Source organism: Streptomyces tirandamycinicus, assembly GCF_003097515.1.
GTDB lineage: Bacteria > Actinomycetota > Actinomycetes > Streptomycetales > Streptomycetaceae > Streptomyces > Streptomyces tirandamycinicus.
The window spans coordinates 4,850,269-4,867,786 of sequence record NZ_CP029188.1; the positions used below are offsets into that span (position 1 = coordinate 4,850,269).

17 protein-coding genes are annotated in these 17,518 nt (G+C 72.5%); 15 read left to right on the forward strand and 2 right to left on the reverse strand.

Going from position 1 to position 17,518, the window contains the following annotated elements; translation table 11 throughout:
• The first annotated feature begins 11 nt into the window (after positions 1–11).
• Entirely contained in the window at positions 12–872 is an 861-nt protein-coding gene (locus tag DDW44_RS21505; protein ID WP_167455518.1) for a thioesterase family protein, read from the forward strand.
• A gap of 354 nt (positions 873–1,226) precedes the next feature.
• Positions 1,227–1,721 (forward strand): hypothetical protein, encoded by a 495-nt coding sequence (locus DDW44_RS21510; RefSeq protein WP_018891310.1) that lies wholly within the window; start codon positions 1,227–1,229, stop codon positions 1,719–1,721.
• Between the two features lie 116 nt (positions 1,722–1,837).
• On the opposite strand, the gene DDW44_RS21515 is transcribed toward DDW44_RS21510, so the two are convergent.
• Positions 1,838–2,503 (reverse strand): TetR family transcriptional regulator, encoded by a 666-nt coding sequence (locus DDW44_RS21515; RefSeq protein WP_108907418.1) that lies wholly within the window; start codon positions 2,501–2,503, stop codon positions 1,838–1,840.
• 136 nt (positions 2,504–2,639) lie between these two features.
• Between DDW44_RS21515 and DDW44_RS32140 the strand changes: the two genes are divergently transcribed.
• Genes DDW44_RS32140 through DDW44_RS21525 form a run of 3 tightly spaced genes read left to right on the forward strand, consistent with a single transcriptional unit; the run spans position 2,640 to position 4,311 of the window.
• Complete coding sequence (locus tag DDW44_RS32140; RefSeq protein ID WP_167455519.1) at positions 2,640–2,798, forward strand: hypothetical protein; 159 nt, start codon at positions 2,640–2,642, stop codon at positions 2,796–2,798.
• A gap of 17 nt (positions 2,799–2,815) precedes the next feature.
• Positions 2,816–3,088 carry a DUF4190 domain-containing protein gene (locus tag DDW44_RS21520; RefSeq protein WP_108907419.1) on the forward strand — a complete coding sequence of 91 codons (273 nt, stop codon included), beginning with the start codon at positions 2,816–2,818 and terminating at the stop codon, positions 3,086–3,088.
• Positions 3,089–3,147: 59 nt separating this feature from the next.
• Positions 3,148–4,311: a cysteine desulfurase family protein gene (locus DDW44_RS21525; RefSeq protein WP_026281885.1), complete on the forward strand. Its 1,164-nt coding sequence runs from the start codon at positions 3,148–3,150 to the stop codon at positions 4,309–4,311.
• 84 nt (positions 4,312–4,395) lie between these two features.
• Here DDW44_RS21525 and DDW44_RS21530 read toward each other — a convergent pair whose 3' ends face one another.
• A complete protein-coding gene (locus DDW44_RS21530) occupies positions 4,396–5,067 on the reverse strand; it encodes an N-acetylmuramoyl-L-alanine amidase (RefSeq protein ID WP_018891305.1) in 672 nt (223 codons plus the stop codon).
• Positions 5,068–5,151: 84 nt separating this feature from the next.
• On the opposite strand from DDW44_RS21530, the gene mnmA reads away from it, so the two are divergent.
• From mnmA to DDW44_RS21580, 10 genes are all read left to right on the forward strand, one after another.
• Positions 5,152–6,279 carry a tRNA 2-thiouridine(34) synthase MnmA gene (gene mnmA / locus DDW44_RS21535; RefSeq protein ID WP_108907420.1) on the forward strand — a complete coding sequence of 376 codons (1,128 nt, stop codon included), beginning with the start codon at positions 5,152–5,154 and terminating at the stop codon, positions 6,277–6,279.
• Positions 6,280–6,497: 218 nt separating this feature from the next.
• Entirely contained in the window at positions 6,498–7,781 is a 1,284-nt protein-coding gene (locus DDW44_RS21540; RefSeq protein ID WP_108907421.1) for an AAA family ATPase, read from the forward strand.
• Positions 7,778–8,602 (forward strand): RloB family protein, encoded by an 825-nt coding sequence (locus tag DDW44_RS21545; protein WP_146207038.1) that lies wholly within the window; start codon positions 7,778–7,780, stop codon positions 8,600–8,602. The genes DDW44_RS21540 and DDW44_RS21545 overlap by 4 nt, the downstream gene beginning before the upstream one ends.
• Positions 8,603–8,832: 230 nt before the next feature.
• Entirely contained in the window at positions 8,833–9,531 is a 699-nt protein-coding gene (locus DDW44_RS21550) for an SDR family oxidoreductase (protein ID WP_017946775.1), read from the forward strand.
• The gene (locus DDW44_RS21555; protein ID WP_108907423.1) at positions 9,528–10,523 is read left to right on the forward strand and encodes a methionine synthase; all 996 of its coding nucleotides are present in this window, start codon (positions 9,528–9,530) and stop codon (positions 10,521–10,523) included. Before DDW44_RS21550 ends, DDW44_RS21555 begins: the two co-directional genes overlap by 4 nt.
• A gap of 35 nt (positions 10,524–10,558) precedes the next feature.
• A complete protein-coding gene (gene ligA, locus DDW44_RS21560) occupies positions 10,559–12,742 on the forward strand; it encodes an NAD-dependent DNA ligase LigA (RefSeq protein WP_017946773.1) in 2,184 nt (727 codons plus the stop codon).
• A gap of 239 nt (positions 12,743–12,981) precedes the next feature.
• Complete coding sequence (locus DDW44_RS21565; RefSeq protein WP_108907424.1) at positions 12,982–15,108, forward strand: putative bifunctional diguanylate cyclase/phosphodiesterase; 2,127 nt, start codon at positions 12,982–12,984, stop codon at positions 15,106–15,108.
• A 361-nt stretch (positions 15,109–15,469) separates the two neighbouring features.
• On the forward strand, positions 15,470–15,766 hold the full coding sequence (gene gatC / locus DDW44_RS21570; protein ID WP_017946771.1) for an Asp-tRNA(Asn)/Glu-tRNA(Gln) amidotransferase subunit GatC: 297 nt from the start codon (positions 15,470–15,472) through the stop codon (positions 15,764–15,766).
• Between the two features lie 6 nt (positions 15,767–15,772).
• Positions 15,773–17,272 carry an Asp-tRNA(Asn)/Glu-tRNA(Gln) amidotransferase subunit GatA gene (gene gatA / locus DDW44_RS21575; protein WP_108907425.1) on the forward strand — a complete coding sequence of 500 codons (1,500 nt, stop codon included), beginning with the start codon at positions 15,773–15,775 and terminating at the stop codon, positions 17,270–17,272.
• A complete protein-coding gene (locus tag DDW44_RS21580) occupies positions 17,269–17,508 on the forward strand; it encodes a hypothetical protein (protein ID WP_026165109.1) in 240 nt (79 codons plus the stop codon). The genes gatA and DDW44_RS21580 overlap by 4 nt, the downstream gene beginning before the upstream one ends.
• Positions 17,509–17,518: the final 10 nt, after the last annotated feature.

Consider the following 17,518-nt stretch of genomic DNA (forward strand, 5'->3'; position numbering starts at 1 on the left):
ACGGTTCGGTCATGGCACAGGTGGCACAGGCAACCATCGGCAACAGCGAGTTCGACCGCGACACCGCTGTCGCCCTCCGGGACCCCGGCGTACCCGGCGTCTACGACGCGGAGCTCTCCGCGGGCTGGACGATCATCACCGCCGTCAACGGCGGCTATCTGCTGGCGCTGCTCGGACGCGCCCTCGGCGACGCCCTCCCGCACTCCGACCCGTTCACGGTCTCGGCGCACTACCTCACTCCTTCCGCGCCCGGCCCCGCGGTGATCCGCACCGAGACGATCCGTACCGGCCGCACCCTCTCCACCGGCCAGGCGTCCCTCTTCCAGTACGCGGAGGACGGCACCGAGGTGGAGCGCATCCGTGTCCTCGCCACCTACGGCGACCTGGACGCACTGCCCGGGGAGGTCAGGACGACCGCCCTGCCCCCGGCCATCCCCGCCTACCGGGACTGCCTCGGCCCGTCCGACGGTCCGGCGCCGATCCCGGGTTCCTCCGCCATCACCGAGCGGCTGAACATCAAGCTCGACCCCGCCACCGTCGGCTGGGCGGTCGGGGCGCCCTCGGGCAAGGGCGAGGTCCGGGGCTGGTTCGGACTCGCCGACGGCCGGGACGCCGACCCGCTCTCCCTGCTGCTCACCGTCGACGCGCTCCCGCCGACCGCCTTCGACCTGGGTCTCACCGGCTGGACACCGACCGTCGAGCTCACCACCCACATCCGCTGCCGCCCGGCACCGGGTCTGCTGCGCGTCTCCATCACCACCCGCAATCTCGCGGGCGGCTTCCTGGAGGAGGACGCCGAGGTCTGGGACAGCGCGGGCCGTCTCGTCGCCCAGTCCCGCCAGCTGGCGAAGGCGCCGCTCGCGCGCGGCTGAGCGCGGCTGATCACGGCTGCACGGCTGATCACGCGGCTGATCCCTCGGTTCACGGGCAGGGACGCCGGCCGGGCCGCATCCGGCCGGCGTCCCTGCCGTCCTCCCGCCGTCCGCCGCCACCGCACCGCCAGCGTCTCTCCCGGCCGGCGCCATGACACGCTCCCGCGCCCGCCCGGGTGGCCGGGGAGTGTCGGTGCTCCGGGACGGCTCCGCCGGCATGGGACGCTCGCCCACGCCGGGGCGGGATGTGTCACCGGACGGTCCGCGTCCCGCGGATCCCGTGCCGGGCGCACGTGGTGGTCACCCCGGCGCGGACCCGGGCCACGGCGTGGCCGCCCCGACGCAGGAGGCCGGATGGATGTCAGCACGTTCTACGCCCTGTTCGCGGCCACCTGCTTCACGCTCGTCGGTCTCTGGTGGAACGTGGTCCAGGGGCACGACGACTGGCTGCGCCGGCCCGCCCTGCGCCGCATCGTCGGGGGCGTCTACCTCTCGTTCCTGCTGCCGGCGCTGATGGGGCTGTTCGCCCAGGTCGGCGGCGCGTCCACGCCCGGGGTCTGGCGGGCGAGCTTCGCCCTGCTCGCCGTGATCGGCTGTGTGTCCACCCTGCGGCTCCTCGCCCAGGGGCGCAGGGACGGGTCTTCCCCCGTACTGGCCGTGATCATGGGGGCGGCGGCGCTGTTCTACGTCCTGATCGCGGTGGTGGGGGTCGTGCCCGAGATCGCGGGTGTGATCGGTCTCGCACCGATCCAGGCGGAGGCGGTTCTGCTGATCCTGCTGGTGGTGCTGGGGCACGGCCTCGTATGGCGCTTCATGGCGGGGGAGGGGCGTCCCGCCGGGGGCGAGTAGGGAGGGCGCGCCCGCCGCCGGGCCCCGCCCGCGCCCGGGTGGGGACGAGCCGAGGGAGCGGCGCCGGGTCGGGGTCAGGGAGCGGCGCCGGGCCGGGGGCGCCGGGGCCCGTGCCGTCAGTGTCCGGGGTCGGGGTCGCGTCCCGCCCAGTGCAGACGGCCGAGCGACACCAGCCGGAGGCGGTCGCGGGCCGTACGGGCGACCTGCTCCTCGCCGGGTGCCTCGGGGGCGCCGGACTCGCGTGCTTCCCGGGCCGAGAGGAACGCCGAGGCCGTCATCACCATGTGCTCCACGTACAGGCCGCCCAGCATGTGCAGATCCTCCTCGCTCCAGCCCGCCGACACCGGCTCGCGCCCGAGCGCCGCCGCCACCTCCGCGGTGAAGGCGTCGAACTGGGCGGCGATCTCCGCGCGCACCGGCCCGACGCCGCCGTGCCGCTCGCGCGCGATGAAGCGGAAGTGGGCGGGCTGCTCCCGTACATGACGGGCGATGAGTTCCACGGTCCGCGCGATCCGCACCTCGGCGTCGCCGGTCTCCGCGAGGATCGCCCCGATCAGCCCGTGCAGACTGCCCAGCGTCTCCTCGACCAGGGCCACGCCGAGCCCGGCCACATCCGGGAAGTGGCGGTAGAACGCCGTCGGTGCCACACCGACGGCCCGGGTCAGCTCGCGCAGTCCGAGACTGCTCAGGCTCTGGTGCTCCAGCAGTCGCAGGGCGGCGTCCAGCAGCGCCTGACGGGTCTTCAACTTCTGGGCCTGGCGGACGCCGACGCTGTGACTCATGGCAAGCAGTAAAGCGCCGTCCTCTGGTGTGCGAAACCCTGGACCGGGTAGTCAGTGAACAGTCGTACTCTGAATCTCCCGGGGGTCCGGCTCCGGGCCGGCTCCCGATTTCCCTGCGAAAGGAAGGTCGAGGAAGATGATCGCCCTCGTCGCCGCGGTCGCCTTACTGGGCGTCCTCCTGGGTGCCGTGGCCCATGTCCCGCTGCCCCTGTCCGGCGTGGCCGCCGCCGTCATCGCCGGCTGGCTGCTCGTGTTCGCCGTGCGGGAGCGCCACGCACGCCGGACCGCCCGCTGATCCGGGGAGGGATCGCCGTGCAACTCGCCGCACCCGCCCGCCGGTTCACCGGTACGCGTGACGCCGACGGCATGGCCGTCGCGTCGTTCGTCCTCGGTCTGGTCGGGCTGCTCGTGATGAACATCGTGCTCGGGCCCGTCGCCGTCGTCCTCGCCGGCCTCGCGCTGCGGCGCGGCACCGCCCGGCGCGGACGGGCCCTCCTGGGGCTGGCGCTCGGCATCGCCGACCTCGCCGTACTCGCCGTGCTCGTGGTGGGCGACGGCATGGTCGTCTGGAGTCCGGCCGGCTGACCCGCCCGGCCCCCGGGGCGGAAGCCGGGCTCCGGGCGGCTCGTAGAATCGTGTCCACCATGGCTTACCTCGACCACGCCGCGACCACTCCGATGCTTCCGGAGGCGGTCGAGGCGATGACCGCCCAGCTCGCCGTCACCGGCAACGCCTCGTCGTTGCACGCAGCGGGCCGCAGGGCCCGCCGTACCGTCGAGGAGGCCCGTGAGACCCTCGCCGAGGCGCTCGGGGCGCGCCCCAGCGAGGTCGTCCTCACCTCCGGCGGCACCGAGGCGGACAACCTCGCCGTCAAGGGCCTCTACTGGGCCCGGCGAGCCTCCGACCCGCGCCGCACCCGGGTACTCGCCAGCCCCGTCGAGCACCATGCCGTCCTCGACGCCGTGCACTGGCTCGCCGAGCACGAGGGCGCGAACGTCGAGTACCTGCCCGTCGACGCCGTCGGCCGGGTGCACCCGGAGGCGTTGCGGGAGGCCCTTGGGCGCGACCCCTCCGACGTGGCGCTGGCCACCGTCATGTGGGCCAACAACGAGATCGGCACCGTCATGCCGGTCCGCGAACTCGCCGACACGGCAGCCGAGTTCGGTGTCCCGCTGCACTCCGACGCGGTCCAGGCCGTCGGTCAGCTCGACGTCGGCTTCGCCGCCTCCGGCCTGGCCGCCATGACCGTGAGCGGCCACAAGATCGGCGGCCCGTACGGTATCGGCGCGCTGCTGCTGGGCCGCGAGCACACCCCCGTGCCCGTGCTGCACGGCGGCGGCCAGGAACGCCATGTGCGCTCCGGGACGCTGGACGTCCCAGCCGTCGCCGCCTTCGCCGTCGCCGGCCGGATCGCCGCCGAGCGCCGCGAGGACTTCGCCCGCGACATCGGCGCCCTGCGCGACAGGCTCGTCCAGGCCGTCCTCGAGGCCGTGCCCGACGCGATCCTCGGCGGTGACCCGGACGACCGGCTCCCGGCCAACGCCCACTTCACGTTCCCCGGCTGCGAGGGCGACTCCCTGCTGCTGCTCCTGGACGCCCAGGGCATCGAGTGCTCCACCGGCTCGGCCTGCACGGCCGGCGTCGCCCAGCCCAGCCACGTCCTCCTCGCCACCGGCACCGACCCGGACCTGGCCCGCGGCACGCTCCGCTTCAGCCTCGGCCACACCTCCACCGCGGAGGACGTCGAGGCCGTCGCCAGGGCGATCGGGCCCGCCGTGGAGCGGGCCCGCGCCGCGGGCCTCAGCTAGAGCCGGCTGGAGGCGCGCCGTCACCGGCGACGCCGGAACAACGCCGCCCCGGGCGACGCCGGAGCCACGCCGCCCCGGGCGACGCTAGAGCCGGGTCGTCCCCGGCGACGGCCGGGCCGCCGCCTGCCGCACCATCGGTATGTACCGGTCCCAGTCCCAGTGCGGGCCCGGGTCGGTGTGGTCGGTCCCCGGCACCTCGACATGGCCGATGATGTGCTCCCGGTCGACCGGGATCCCGTACCGCGCGCAGATGCCGGCCGTCAGCCGGGCCGACGAGGCGTACATCGCGTCCGTGAAGTCCTCGGGACGGTCGACGAAGCCCTCGTGCTCGATGCCGATGCTCCGCTCGTTGACGTCCCGGTTCCCCGCGTGGAAGGCGACGTCGAGCTCGCGGATCATCTGCGCGACCCGCCCGTCCCCGCCCACCACGTAGTGCGTGGCGGCGCCGTGGCCGGGGTCCTTGAACACCTTCAGGGCCGTGCGGTAGCTGCCCTGGACGACATGGATCACCACCCGGTCGATGGTGTAGTCGTCGGGCCGGTCGGCCCGCCGCCAGTTCGCCCCGGAGGCCGCCGTCCACACCGCGCCCGCGTGGTCCAGCTCACCCTCCACCCGCGGCTTCTCCGTGCCGGGCAGCCGCCACCACAGCCGCCCCAGCTCGTCCCGGGCCACCACACCCGCCCCGACGAGGGCTGCCCCACCGCCGATCAGCACGGCCCGCCTGCCGACGCCGCGCTCTGCCTTCCTGCCGCCCATGCCACCCCTCTTCCGCACCCCGTCACCTCCCGAACGCTCACTCGCGGGCTTTCGGTTCCCGGCGCCCCGTACCCTGATAGGGCTATGACTGAGACTCGCCAGCGCCCCCTCCGCGTCCTCGCCGCCATGTCCGGCGGCGTGGACTCCGCCGTCGCCGCCGCCCGGGCCGCCGAAGCGGGCCACGACGTGACCGGGGTGCATCTCGCACTCTCGGCGAACCCGCAGTCGTTCCGCACCGGCGCGCGCGGCTGCTGCACCGTCGAGGACTCGCGCGACGCCCGCCGCGCCGCTGACGTCATCGGCATCCCGTTCTACGTCTGGGACCTCGCCGAGCGGTTCCGCGAGGACGTGGTGGAGGACTTCGTCGCGGAGTACGAGGCGGGCCGCACCCCCAACCCCTGCCTGCGCTGCAACGAGAAGATCAAGTTCGCGGCGCTGCTCGACAAGGCCCTCGCCCTGGGCTTCGACGCCGTGTGCACGGGCCACTACGCGACCGTGGTCGAGCGCGAGGACGGCGGCCGCGAACTGCACCGCGCGAGCGACATGGCCAAGGACCAGTCCTATGTGCTCGGCGTGCTCGACGAGCGGCAGCTCGCCCACGCCATGTTCCCGCTGGGCGACACCCTCACCACCAAGGACGAGATCCGCGCGGAGGCCGAGCGGCGCGGACTGGCGGTGGCGAAGAAGCCCGACAGCCACGACATCTGCTTCATCGCCGACGGCGACACCCAGGGGTTCCTGGCGAAGCGGCTCGGCAGGGCGGAGGGCGACATCGTCGACGAGTCCGGCACCAAGCTGGGCACCCACGACGGCGCGTACGGCTTCACCATCGGCCAGCGCAAGGGCCTGCGCATCGGCCACCCCGCGCCCGACGGCAAGCCGCGCTACGTCCTGGACATCTCGCCGGTGGACAACACCGTCACCGTCGGCCCGGCCGAGGCCCTGGAGGTCTCCGCGCTCACCGCGGTCAGGCCCCGCTGGTGCGGCACGGCACCCTCCGGCCCCGGCACGTACACGGCGCAGCTGCGCGCCCACGGCGGCGAGACGGAGGTCTCGGCCGAGCTGGTCGGCGGCGAGCTGCGGGTGGCGTTCGCCGAACCCGTCCGCGGGGTCGCCCCCGGCCAGGCGATCGTGCTGTACGACGGCACCCGCGTGGTCGGCTCGGCGACGATCGCCTCGACGACGCGCCGGCCGAGCACGGTCACGGCCTGAGACCACGCAGCGCGCCGTGCCGCCGTGCCGTCGGCGCCGGATCCGGTCGTAGGGCAGGGACACGCGCACCGCTGCCGGGCCGCTTCGGGCCGGCTTGTCACTCGAGGTGACGTGGCAGTGGCGCCAGCCTCGTCCGCGTCATAGGCTCTTTCGTACGGGTTACCCGTACGCAACTGAGCTAGGGGCGATCCGCGAACCGCCTCACAAGGAGGTCCGCTGTGCTGCTCAGCTTTCGAGTGGCCAATCATCGGTCGATTCGCGATGAACAGGAGCTGTCGCTCGTCGCGACCGAGCTCAATGAGCGGACCGGCCGGGACACCGGTGTCCGTTCCGAGGGCAAGCAGGTGTCTTGCCTGCCAGCGGTCGGGATCTTCGGTGCGAACGCTTCGGGCAAGTCGAACCTGCTCTCCGCCATGCGGTTCATGCGCAAGGCCGTGCGCGAGTCCTTCGCCGAGTGGGACAAGGACGGCGGCGTGCCCCGGGAACCGTTCACGCTCGCTGACGAGGCCCGTGAGGAGACCAGCCTCTTCGAGGTCGACCTGTTGCTCGGCAGCCGGGGCAAACGCGTGCGCTACACGTACGGCTTCGAACTCTCGGACGAAAGGGTCGAGGCCGAGTGGCTGCACGCCTATCCGTCCGGGCGGAAACAGGAGTGGTTCGACCGGGATGCGGGGCGACCGGCCGACGGGGGCGATGAATTCGTCTTCCGCGGCTCGGGACTGCGCGGACCCAAGGAGAGCTACGTGGCCCTGACCCGCCCGAACTCCTTGTTCCTCACGGTGGCTGCCGCCATGAACCATCCGCAGCTGACCGCAGTGCACCGCTGGTTCCGGGACAACCTGTGGCTCGTGACGGCGGGACAGGACGTCGAAGCGCGCACTCGCTGGGCTCGCAACCTCCTGATGCACACCGCCGACGACGACATGCGGAAGCGCTTCGTCACCCTGCTCAGAGTCGCCGATCTGGGCATCACGGATGTCAGCGTCGACGCCGACACCGGTGATCCTCAGTTGCTGCACCGCGCCTCGGACGGTCGGGACAAGCCGCTCGACTTCTGGAAACAGGAATCGCTCGGCACCCATGCCTGGTTCGCCTTCCTCGGCCCGCTCCTCCACGTCCTCGACCAGGGCGGCACCCTGCTTGCCGACGAGCTGGACTCCAGCCTGCATCCGCTCCTCGCTGCCGAGGTCATCCGGCTCTTCCAGGACCGCGAATCCAATCCGCGAACGGCGCAGCTCATCTTCACGACACATGACGCGACGCTGCTCGGGCCCTCCGTCGCCGAACGGCCGCTCGATCGTGACCAGGTGTGGATCACATTGAAGAGCGGCACCGGAGAGACCGAGCTCTACCCGCTCACCGCCGCCCGAAAGATCCGCAACGACGAGAACCTCGAGCGCCGGTACCTGCACGGCCACTACGGCGGAATCCCGCGCATCACCACCGGCGAGGTCGCCCGGCAGCTGGCATTGGTCGAAGAGGGGCGGAAGGCCACAGCGTGACCACCAGAGGACAGCGCGACGCCCCAGGCCGCGGACGGCGCCGCAACCGCCCCGACGGCGCGGGCATGCTGCGGCGCCCGGTCTCCTCGTACGGTGACCGGTCACGGCGCGTGATCTACGTGGCCGCGGAGGGCGCCAAGACCGAGCGCGACTACATCGCCTTACTCAACGACACCTACGGCGAGCGCGACGGCAGTCGGTTCCGGCTGCACTTCTGCCATCCGGGCCACGACAACGGGCTCCGTCCGGAGCAGGTCGTCGATCAGGTACTGGCAGTGGCAGGTCCCGGGGACGAGAAGTGGGCCTTCTTCGACCGAGACGCAGGCGACGCGAGGGAGGGCGAGATCCCGCGGGCCATGCACAGGGCGCACAGGAACGGTGTTCAGGTCGCGCTCTCCCACCCTTCCTTCGAGCTGTGGCTTCTCCTCCACTTCCAGCAGTTCACCAGTCAGGAGAACGGGTTCAGCAGAGAGGTCCTCAAACGTCTGCGCGGGCACAAGGATGCCAAGGGGTACGAGGGGTACGACCAGCAGTCCGGTGACAGGGGCAAAGGCCTCGGCGGGCAGCGAGGCCGGGCACTCCTCGACCGGGAGAGGACAGCCGTGCGCAACGCGCGGAAGCTGGTCTCGCTCTGCCCGTACGGAGAGTGCTCGGCCAGGCACGCGGACCTCACCCCGATCCCGGCGCCGCGCACCGAGCCGTACGAGGACTGGACCCGCCGCACAGGACATGCGCCAGGATGCGATCCGCTCAAGCGTGATCCTTCGAGCGATGTGTGGCGGCTCCTGGCCAGTGTGGGCGTCGGCACCGAGGGCACGTAGCACCCGGACGGACGGTTTCGAGGTGGTCGGCACCAAGCCGCACTTCACGGCCAAGCCGGTGGTGCTGCCCTGCACGGCGGGTTCCACGACGGGCTGAGCAGCAGTTCCAGCGCATGGACGACGAGGGCTTCCTGCCGGTGCCCCTGACCGACCTGGTCTTCTTCGCCGGGGACCCGGTGGGCTGCCCGCCCCCCACCTCGGGAGGAACGCGCGGGTGCGGTGATGCGAGCATGGCCGGTATGGCTACCCATCTGATCACCGGAGCGGGCTCCGGCATCGGCGCGGCCGTCGCGCGCCGGCTGCACGAGCGCGGCGACGACCTGGTGCTGCTGGCCCGGGACGCGGGCCGCGCCCGGGAACTGGTCCGGGCCTACCCCGGCTCCCGCACCCTCGTCGGCGACCTCGGCACGCCCGACCGGCTCTCCTGGGCGTTCTCGCACCAGACGCTGCCCGAGCGGGTCGACTCGCTGCTGCACATCGCGGGCGTCGTGGACCTGGGCCGGATCGCCGACCTCACGCCCAGGACATGGCTGGCGCAGCTCAACGTGAACCTGGTGAGCCCGGCGGAGCTCACCCGGCTGCTGCTGCCCCAACTGCGGGTCTCCCGGGGCGCGGTGATCTTCGTCAACTCGGGTGCCGGGCTCAACGCCCACGCCGAGTGGGGCGCCTACGCCGCCTCCAAGCACGGTCTCAAGGCACTGGCCGACGCGCTGCGGCACGAGGAGAAGGAGCACGGCGTCCGGGTCACCTCGGTGTACCCCGGCCGGACCGCGAGCCCCATGCAGGAGAAGGTCCACCGGCAGGAGGGCAAGGAGTACGACCCGTCGCGGTGGATCGACCCCGAGTCGGTGGCGACGGCGATCCTCACGGCCCTCGACCTGCCGCGCGACGCCGACATCCACGACCTCACCGTCCGGCCGGGGCGGTGAGCGGCGCCGTGTGGGGCCCCGCCACCGGAGTCGGCTCGCTGCCCGGCGGGGACGCCCGCGAGGCCGCGAAGACCGTGACCGGGTCCTTCGAGGACTTCCCCCACCTGCCCGAGCTGCCCGCCCGCGGCCCCGGCGCCGACATGATCGGCCGGACCGCGGGACTCCTGGTGGAGCTGTACGCGCGCGTCGAGCCGAGCGGCTGGCGGATCGGTGACCGGCCGGGCCGGGACACCCGGCGGGCCAGGTCGTGGCTCGGCGAGGACCTGGACGCGCTGGAGGAGTTCGCCCAGGGCTACCAGGGCCCGCTCAAGGTCCAGGCCGTCGGGCCGTGGACGCTCGCGGCCGCCCTGGAGCTCAGGAACGGCGAGGCGGCACTCGCCGACCCCGGCGCCTGCCGGGACCTCGCGGACTCGCTCGCCGAGGGCCTGCGCGGTCACCTGGCCGAGGTGCGGCGCCGGGTACCGGGCGCGCGCCCCGTGCTGCAGCTCGACGAGCCCTCCCTGACGGCGGTGCTGGCCGGCCGGGTGAAGACCGCCAGCGGGTACCGGACGCACCGCGCCGTGGACCGGCAGCTCGTCGAGAGCGCGCTGCGGGAGGTCGTCGCCGCCGCCGGGGTGCCGGTGGCCGTGCACTCCTGCGCTCCGGACGTGCCGTTCGCCCTGCTGCGCCGGGCCGGTGCAGCCGGGATCTCGTTCGATTTCGCACTGCTCACCGAGCGTGACGACGATGCGATCGGTGAGGCGGCAGAGGGGGGTACGAGACTTCTGGCGGGCGTCGTGCCGTCCACCGACGGCCCGTTGTCCGACCCTGCTAGTAGCGTCATGGGTGTCAGGACGCTGTGGCGCAGGCTGGGGCTGAATCCGGGGACTCTCGCCGAGTCCGTCGTGATCACCCCGTCGTGCGGGCTCGCGGGTGCTTCGCCCGGCTACGCCCGTGCGGCCCTCGCGCACTGCGTCCGGGCGGCGAGATCGCTCGCGGACAACCCTGAGTGATGGACTGAGGGCTGAGGTAACGGGAGGACGTGACGGTGGCTGTCGAACAGCAGGGGCCGGTGCCGGCGGAGGCGAGGGACGAGCATGCCCGGCTGGCCGAGCAGGTCGAGGAGCACCGCTTCCGGTACTACGTGAAGGACCAGCCGGTCATCAGCGACGCCGAGTTCGACCGGCTGATGCGGTCCCTGGAGGCGCTGGAGGAGGAGCATCCGGAGCTGCGTACGCCCGACTCGCCGACCCAGCAGGTCGCGGTCGCCTACGAGACGGAGTTCACGGCCGTCGAGCACCGCGAGCGGATGCTCTCCCTCGACAACGCCTTCGACGAGGAGGAGCTGGCGGCCTGGGCGGACCGGATCGCCAAGGAGGTCGGCACCTCCGCGTACCGCTTCCTGTGCGAGCTGAAGGTCGACGGCCTGGCGGTCAACCTCACCTACGAGAAGGGCCGGCTCACCCGGGCCGCGACCAGGGGCGACGGCCGCACCGGCGAGGACATCACCCCCAACGTGCGGACGATCGCGGACATCCCGGTCCGCCTGCGGGGCGAGCGGGTGCCCGATCTGGTGGAGATCCGGGGCGAGGTCTACTTCCCCATGGAGGCCTTCGAGGAGCTCAACGCCCGCCGGGTCGCGGCCGGTGAGCAGCCCTACGCCAACCCCCGCAACTCCGCGTCGGGTTCGCTGCGGCAGAAGGACCCCAAGGTCACCGCGACCCTGCCGCTGCACATGGTGGTGCACGGGATCGGGGCGCGCGACGGCCTGGAGATCAGCCGGCTGTCGGAGGCGTACGAGCTCCTGCACGAGTGGGGCCTGCCGACCGCCCGGCACTACAAGGTGGTGGACTCCCTCGAGGAGGTGCGGGAGTTCATCGCGTACTACGGCGAGCACCGGCACTCCGTGGAGCACGAGATCGACGGGGTGGTCGTCAAGCTGGACGAGATCCCGCTCCAGGGCCGGCTGGGCTCGACGTCGCGGGCGCCGCGCTGGGCGATCGCCTGGAAGTACCCGCCGGAGGAGGTCAACACCAAGCTGGTCGACATCCGCGTCGGGGTGGGCCGTACCGGCCGGGTCACGCCGTACGCGCAGGTGGAGCCGGTGACGGTGGCGGGCTCCGAGGTCGAGTTCGCGACCCTGCACAACCAGGACGTGGTGAAGGCCAAGGGCGTCCTGATCGGTGACACCGTCGTGCTGCGCAAGGCGGGTGACGTCATCCCGGAGATCCTCGGCCCGGTGGCCGATCTGCGGGACGGCAGCGAACGGGAGTTCGTCATGCCGGCCGAGTGCCCGGAGTGCGGTACGGCCCTGCGGCCGATGAAGGAGGGCGACGTCGATCTGCGCTGCCCCAACGCCCGTAGCTGCCCCGCCCAGTTGCGGGAACGGCTGTTCTACCTGGCGGGCCGCAAGTCCCTGGACGTCGAGGCGTTCGGCTATGTGGCCGCGGCGGCCCTGACGAAGCCGCTGGAGCCCGCCGAGCCGCCGCTGGCCGACGAGGGCGACCTGTTCGACCTGACGGTCGAGCAGCTGCTGCCCATCAAGGCGTATGTGCTGGACCAGGACAGCGGACTCCCCAAGCGCGACCCGAAGACCGGCGAGGAGAAGATCGTCACCGTCTTCGCCAATCAGCAGGGCGAGCCCAAGAAGAACACGCTGGCGATGCTGGAGAACATCGCGGCCGCCAAGCGGCGGCCGCTGGCCCGCATCCTCACCGGCCTCTCCATCCGCCATGTGGGCCCCGTCGCCGCCGAGGAACTGGCCCGTGAGTTCCGTTCGATCGAGCGCATCGAACAGGCCTCCCAGGAGGAGCTCGCGGCCGTCGAGGGAGTGGGACCCACCATCGCCGCCTCGGTGAAGCAGTGGTTCGAGGAGGACTGGCACCGCGAGATCCTCCGCAAGTGGCGTGCCGCGGGCGTCCGGATGGAGGAGGAGGGCTCCGGCGAGGACGAGGGGCCGCGCCCGCTCGAGGGGCTCACGGTCGTCGTCACCGGAACGCTCGAGAAGTACACGAGAGATGGCGCAAAAGACGCGCTCCAGAGCCGGGGAGCGAAAGTGACGGGTTCCGTTTCGAAGAAGACCTCATTCGTCGTTGTGGGTGACAACCCCGGATCGAAGTACGACAAGGCCATGCAACTTAAGGTGCCCGTACTGGACGAGGACGGCTTCGCGGTCCTGCTCGAGCAGGGCCCGGACGCGGCCCGCGAGGCGGCCGCACCGATCGAGGAGTAGCACGGCTGTACGAACCGACTCCCCGTCAGGATCACTCGTTCGGCGCATATCAGATGGATAAGGGTGGCCGGGTCGCATTCGGGCAAGAGCTGTAGAGCGCTGCCCGTCGGGGCCCGCCGCGGCCTACTGTTGAGGTATGCGCCTGTCGTGCACGGCCGCGTGGTGAGGTTCCGGCCGTGGTCGCATGACACGGAAGCCACCACGTGGCATCGGCACCGCCGGCTGTGAGAGGGACGGGAATGGAACCGACCGAGAGCGCCGCCCCGGTCTCACGGCCGCGTGGTCTCGCGGGGCTCGCGTTCGTCGCGGGCATCGCGTCGACGCTGCCGCTCGTCGTCACGGGCATCGCCGCACTCACCCTGGCCACCGGGCTCTTCGGCGCCCTGCGGGAGGGCCGGGCGCTCTTCCCCTCGGGCACCGAGGGCTGGTCCCTCGCCGCACTGACCGCCGTCATCGCCGGCCATCTGGTCGCCCTCGGGCGCGACCGCTGGTGGGGCGGCACCGGCTCCGGCGCCGCCCTGACGCTCGCGGTGCTGCTGCTGTACGGCTGGGTTCCGGCGGCCATGGTCAGCCTCGCCGTGGTGGTGCTGGTCGGCACCGCGCGGCGGCACCGCCTGCTGCAGGGCGCCCTGCACGGCGCGGTGGACGTCCTGGGCATCGGCGCGGCCGCACTCGTCCTCGCCGCGTTCGGCGAGGCACCGACCGTCGAGTACCCCTGGCAGCCCCTGCAGTGGGGACCGGACGCGATCCCCGAGGTGGTGCTCGCCGCGGCCGCGTACATCGCCGTCACCCGGGTGCTGCTCTGGTACGCCTTGGCGCCGCAGGGCAGCGGCCTGCCCACCGTCGCCCGCACCGCCCTGATGCGGCAGGGGCTCGTCGCCGTCGCCCTGCTCGGCATCGCCCCGCTGATCTGCGTCGTGGCGGCCACCCTGCCCGTGTTGCTGCCGCTGTTCGCCGTGCCGCTGATCGCCCTCGACTCCACGCTGTGGATCGCCCGTGCCCGCGCCGAGGAGCAGCTGCGCGACCCGCTCACCAAACTCCCCAATCGCCAGTGCCTGCTGGAGCGCACCTGGACCGCGCTGGAGGAGGCCGAGGGCGTCGGGGCGCGCTCGGCTCTCGTCCTGATCGACCTCGACCGGTTCCGCTCGGTCAACGACACACTCGGTCACCTCGCCGGTGACCGGCTGCTGCTCCAGATCGCCGAGCGGCTGAAGCTCGCACTGCCACGCGGAGCGGAGGCCGCGCGGCTGGGCGGCGACGAGTTCGCCGTGCTGCTGCCCACGACCGACTCGACCACCAGTGCCCAGCGGGTCGCCCGGCACCTCGTGGCCCAGCTGTCCTCACCGCTCGACCTCGACGGGCTCACCCTGGTGCTGGAGGCCAGCGCCGGCCTCGCCGTCTTCCCCGACCACGCCCTGGACGCCGAAGGGCTGCTCAGGCGGGCGGATGTGGCGATGTACCAGGCGAAGCGCGACCGTACGGGCGTCGAGGTGTACGAGTCCAAGCGCGACTCGAACACCCCGGACCGGCTCGGACTGCTCGGCGATCTGCGCCGGGCGCTGGACGCGGGCGAGGTGGAGCTCCACTACCAGCCGAAGGTCCGCTTCGACGGCCATGTCGCGGGGCTGGAGGCACTGGTGCGCTGGGTGCACCCGGACCGCGGCCGGGTTCCCCCCGACGAGTTCATCGCCATCGCGGAGTCCTCCGGGCTGATGCCGCATCTGACCGAGTACGTGCTGGAGTCCGCGCTGGGCCAGGTCGCCCGGTGGCGCTCCCAGGGCCTCGAGGTGCCGGTCGCCGTCAATGTGTCGCCGCGCGACGTCCACACCCCGGGCTTCGCCGGCTCCGTCGCGGCACGGCTCGCCCGGCACGGCGTCCCGGCGGGCGCGCTGCAGCTGGAGATCACGGAGCATGTGCTGCTGGAGGACCCGCAGCGGGCCGGGGACACCCTCGCCGCGCTCACCGGCCACGGCGTGAAGATGTCGCTGGACGACTTCGGCACGGGCTACTCCTCCCTGGTCCATCTGCGCCGGCTGCCGGTCAGCGAGCTCAAGATCGACCGGTCGTTCGTCGCCCGGCTGGCGTTCGACGCCGAGGACGCGGAGATCGTCCGCTGCACCGTCGACCTCGCCCACTCCCTCGGACTGCTCGTGGTCGCCGAGGGCGTGGAGGACGACGAGACCTGGGAGCGGCTGCGCGACCTGGGCTGCGACGCGGTGCAGGGCTGGCTGGTCGCGGCGGCGATGCCGCCGCAGGAGACCACGGCCTGGCTGCGGGCCCGGGGCGAGCACGGCTGGCGCCGCCCGGTGGGCGAGCTCCCCGCCGCCCCGTCCGAGGTGGACCGTCCGTCGGGCCTGGTGAACTGAGCGGTCGCGGCCAGGCGGGCAGCTGCTCCTCCGGCCGGGTGGGCGGTGAGCCCGGCGGCCTGGTGAGCTGGTGAGCTGGTGAGCCCGGTGCCCGGCGGCCTGGTGAGCCCGGTGCCCGGTACCCGGCGGCCTGGCGGGCCCGGTGCCGGTGCCCGGTGGCCCCGTGGTCCGGCGGCACGGTGGCGCCGTCCGCTCGGGTCCGGGCCGGGCTGGGCCGGCTGGCAGGAGCCCCCGCCGCACGCCCGGAGCCGGCCGCCGCCGCGGGTCCGGCCCGGTCCCGCGGCAAAGGGTTTCGCGGGCACCCCGGCCGGGCCCATAGGATTGGGCCACAACCATCACACTCACCCCTGAGGATCGCTGCATGCCTGGCATCACGCGCGAGGAGGTCGCCCACCTCGCCCGGCTGGCGCGTCTGGAGCTGAAGGCCGAAGAGCTCGACCACTTCGCCGGACAGCTCGACGACATCATCGGCGCGGTCGCCCGCGTCGCCGAGGTCGCCGACCGAGACGTACCGCCGACCTCCCACCCGCTGCCGCTGACCAACGTCATGCGCGCGGACGAGGTCCGTCCGTCGCTCACCCCCGAGCAGGCGCTCTCCTGCGCCCCGGCACAGGAGCAGCAGCGTTTCAAGGTGCCGCAGATCCTCGGGGAGGACTGACCAGCGATGACGGACAGCCCCATCATCAAGCTCACCGCGGCGGAGATCGCCGCGAAGATCGCCTCCGGCGACCTCACCGCCGTCGAGGTCACCGAGGCGCATCTCGCCCGGATCGAGTCCGTGGACGAGAAGGTCCACGCGTTCCTGCACATCGACCGTGACGGCGCCCTCGCCCAGGCCCGTGCCGTCGACGAGAAGCGCGAGCGCGGCGAGAAGCTCGGCCCGCTGGCCGGTGTGCCGCTGGCGCTGAAGGACATCTTCACCACCGAGGGCATCCCGACCACGGTCGGCTCGAAGATCCTCGAAGGCTGGATCCCGCCGTACGACGCCACCCTGACGCGCAGGCTGAAGGAGGCCGACGTCGTCATCCTCGGCAAGACCAACATGGACGAGTTCGCCATGGGGTCCTCCACCGAGAACAGCGCGTACGGCCCGACCGGCAACCCCTGGGACCTGACGCGTATCCCCGGCGGCTCCGGCGGCGGCTCGTCCGCCGCACTCGCCTCGTACGAGGCCCCGCTCGCCATCGGCACGGACACCGGCGGCTCCATCCGCCAGCCCGCCGCCGTCACCGGCACGGTCGGCGTGAAGCCCACCTACGGTGCCGTCTCCCGCTACGGCATGGTCGCCTTCTCCTCGTCGCTCGACCAGGGCGGTCCCTGTGCCCGCACGGTCCTGGACGCGGCGCTGCTGCACGAGGTCATCGCCGGCCACGACCCGCTCGACTCGACCTCCATCGACGCCCCGGTCCCGCCGGTCGTCGAGGCCGCGCGCAACGGCTCGGTCGCGGGCATGCGCGTCGGTGTCGTCAAGCAGTTCCGCGGCGAGGGCTACCAGGCCGGCGTGGTGCAGCGGTTCGACGAGTCCGTGCAGCTGCTGAAGGAGCTGGGCGCGGAGATCGTCGAGCTCGACTGCCCCTCCTTCGACCTGGCTCTCTCCGCCTACTACCTGATCGCGCCGTCCGAGTGCTCCTCGAACCTCGCCCGGTTCGACGGCCTGCGCTACGGCCTGCGCGTCGGCGACGACGGCACCCGCTCGGCGGAGGACGTCACCTCGCTGACCCGCGAGGAGGGCTTCGGCGACGAGGTCAAGCGCCGGATCATGCTCGGCACGTACGCCCTGTCCTCCGGCTACTACGACGCGTACTACGGCAGCGCCCAGAAGGTGCGCACCCTGATCACACAGGACTTCCAGAAGGCCTTCGAGCAGGTCGACGTGATCGTCTCCCCGACGACCCCGACCACCGCCTTCCCGATCGGCGAGCGCGCCGACGACCCGATGGCGATGTACCTCGCCGACCTGTGCACCATCCCGACCAACCTGGCCGGCAACGCGGCGATGTCGCTGCCCTGCGGCCTGGCGCCGGAGGACGGTCTCCCGGTCGGTCTGCAGATCATCGCCCCCGCCATGAAGGACGAACGGCTCTACCAGGTGGGTGCGGCCGTCGAGGCGGCGTTCGTGGCACGCTGGGGCCACCCGCTGCTGGAGGAGGCACCGTCACTGTGAGTAGCTTGCAGAAGGCCAAGGGCTTCACGAAGTCCCGTACCGGGACGTACGTGTCCATGGCCGCCACCGCGTTCGGAGCCATCGGCGTCGCCAAGCAGGCCCGGAAGGCCCGCCTGGAGCACGACACGCTCCGGCTGATCGACGCCGCCGTGTCCGCCGCCGCCATCGTCACCGGACTCGCGATCCTCTACCGGGAGCTGAAGCGCCTGGGCGACGACGACGTCCTGCTGGGCTGAGAGGGAAAGT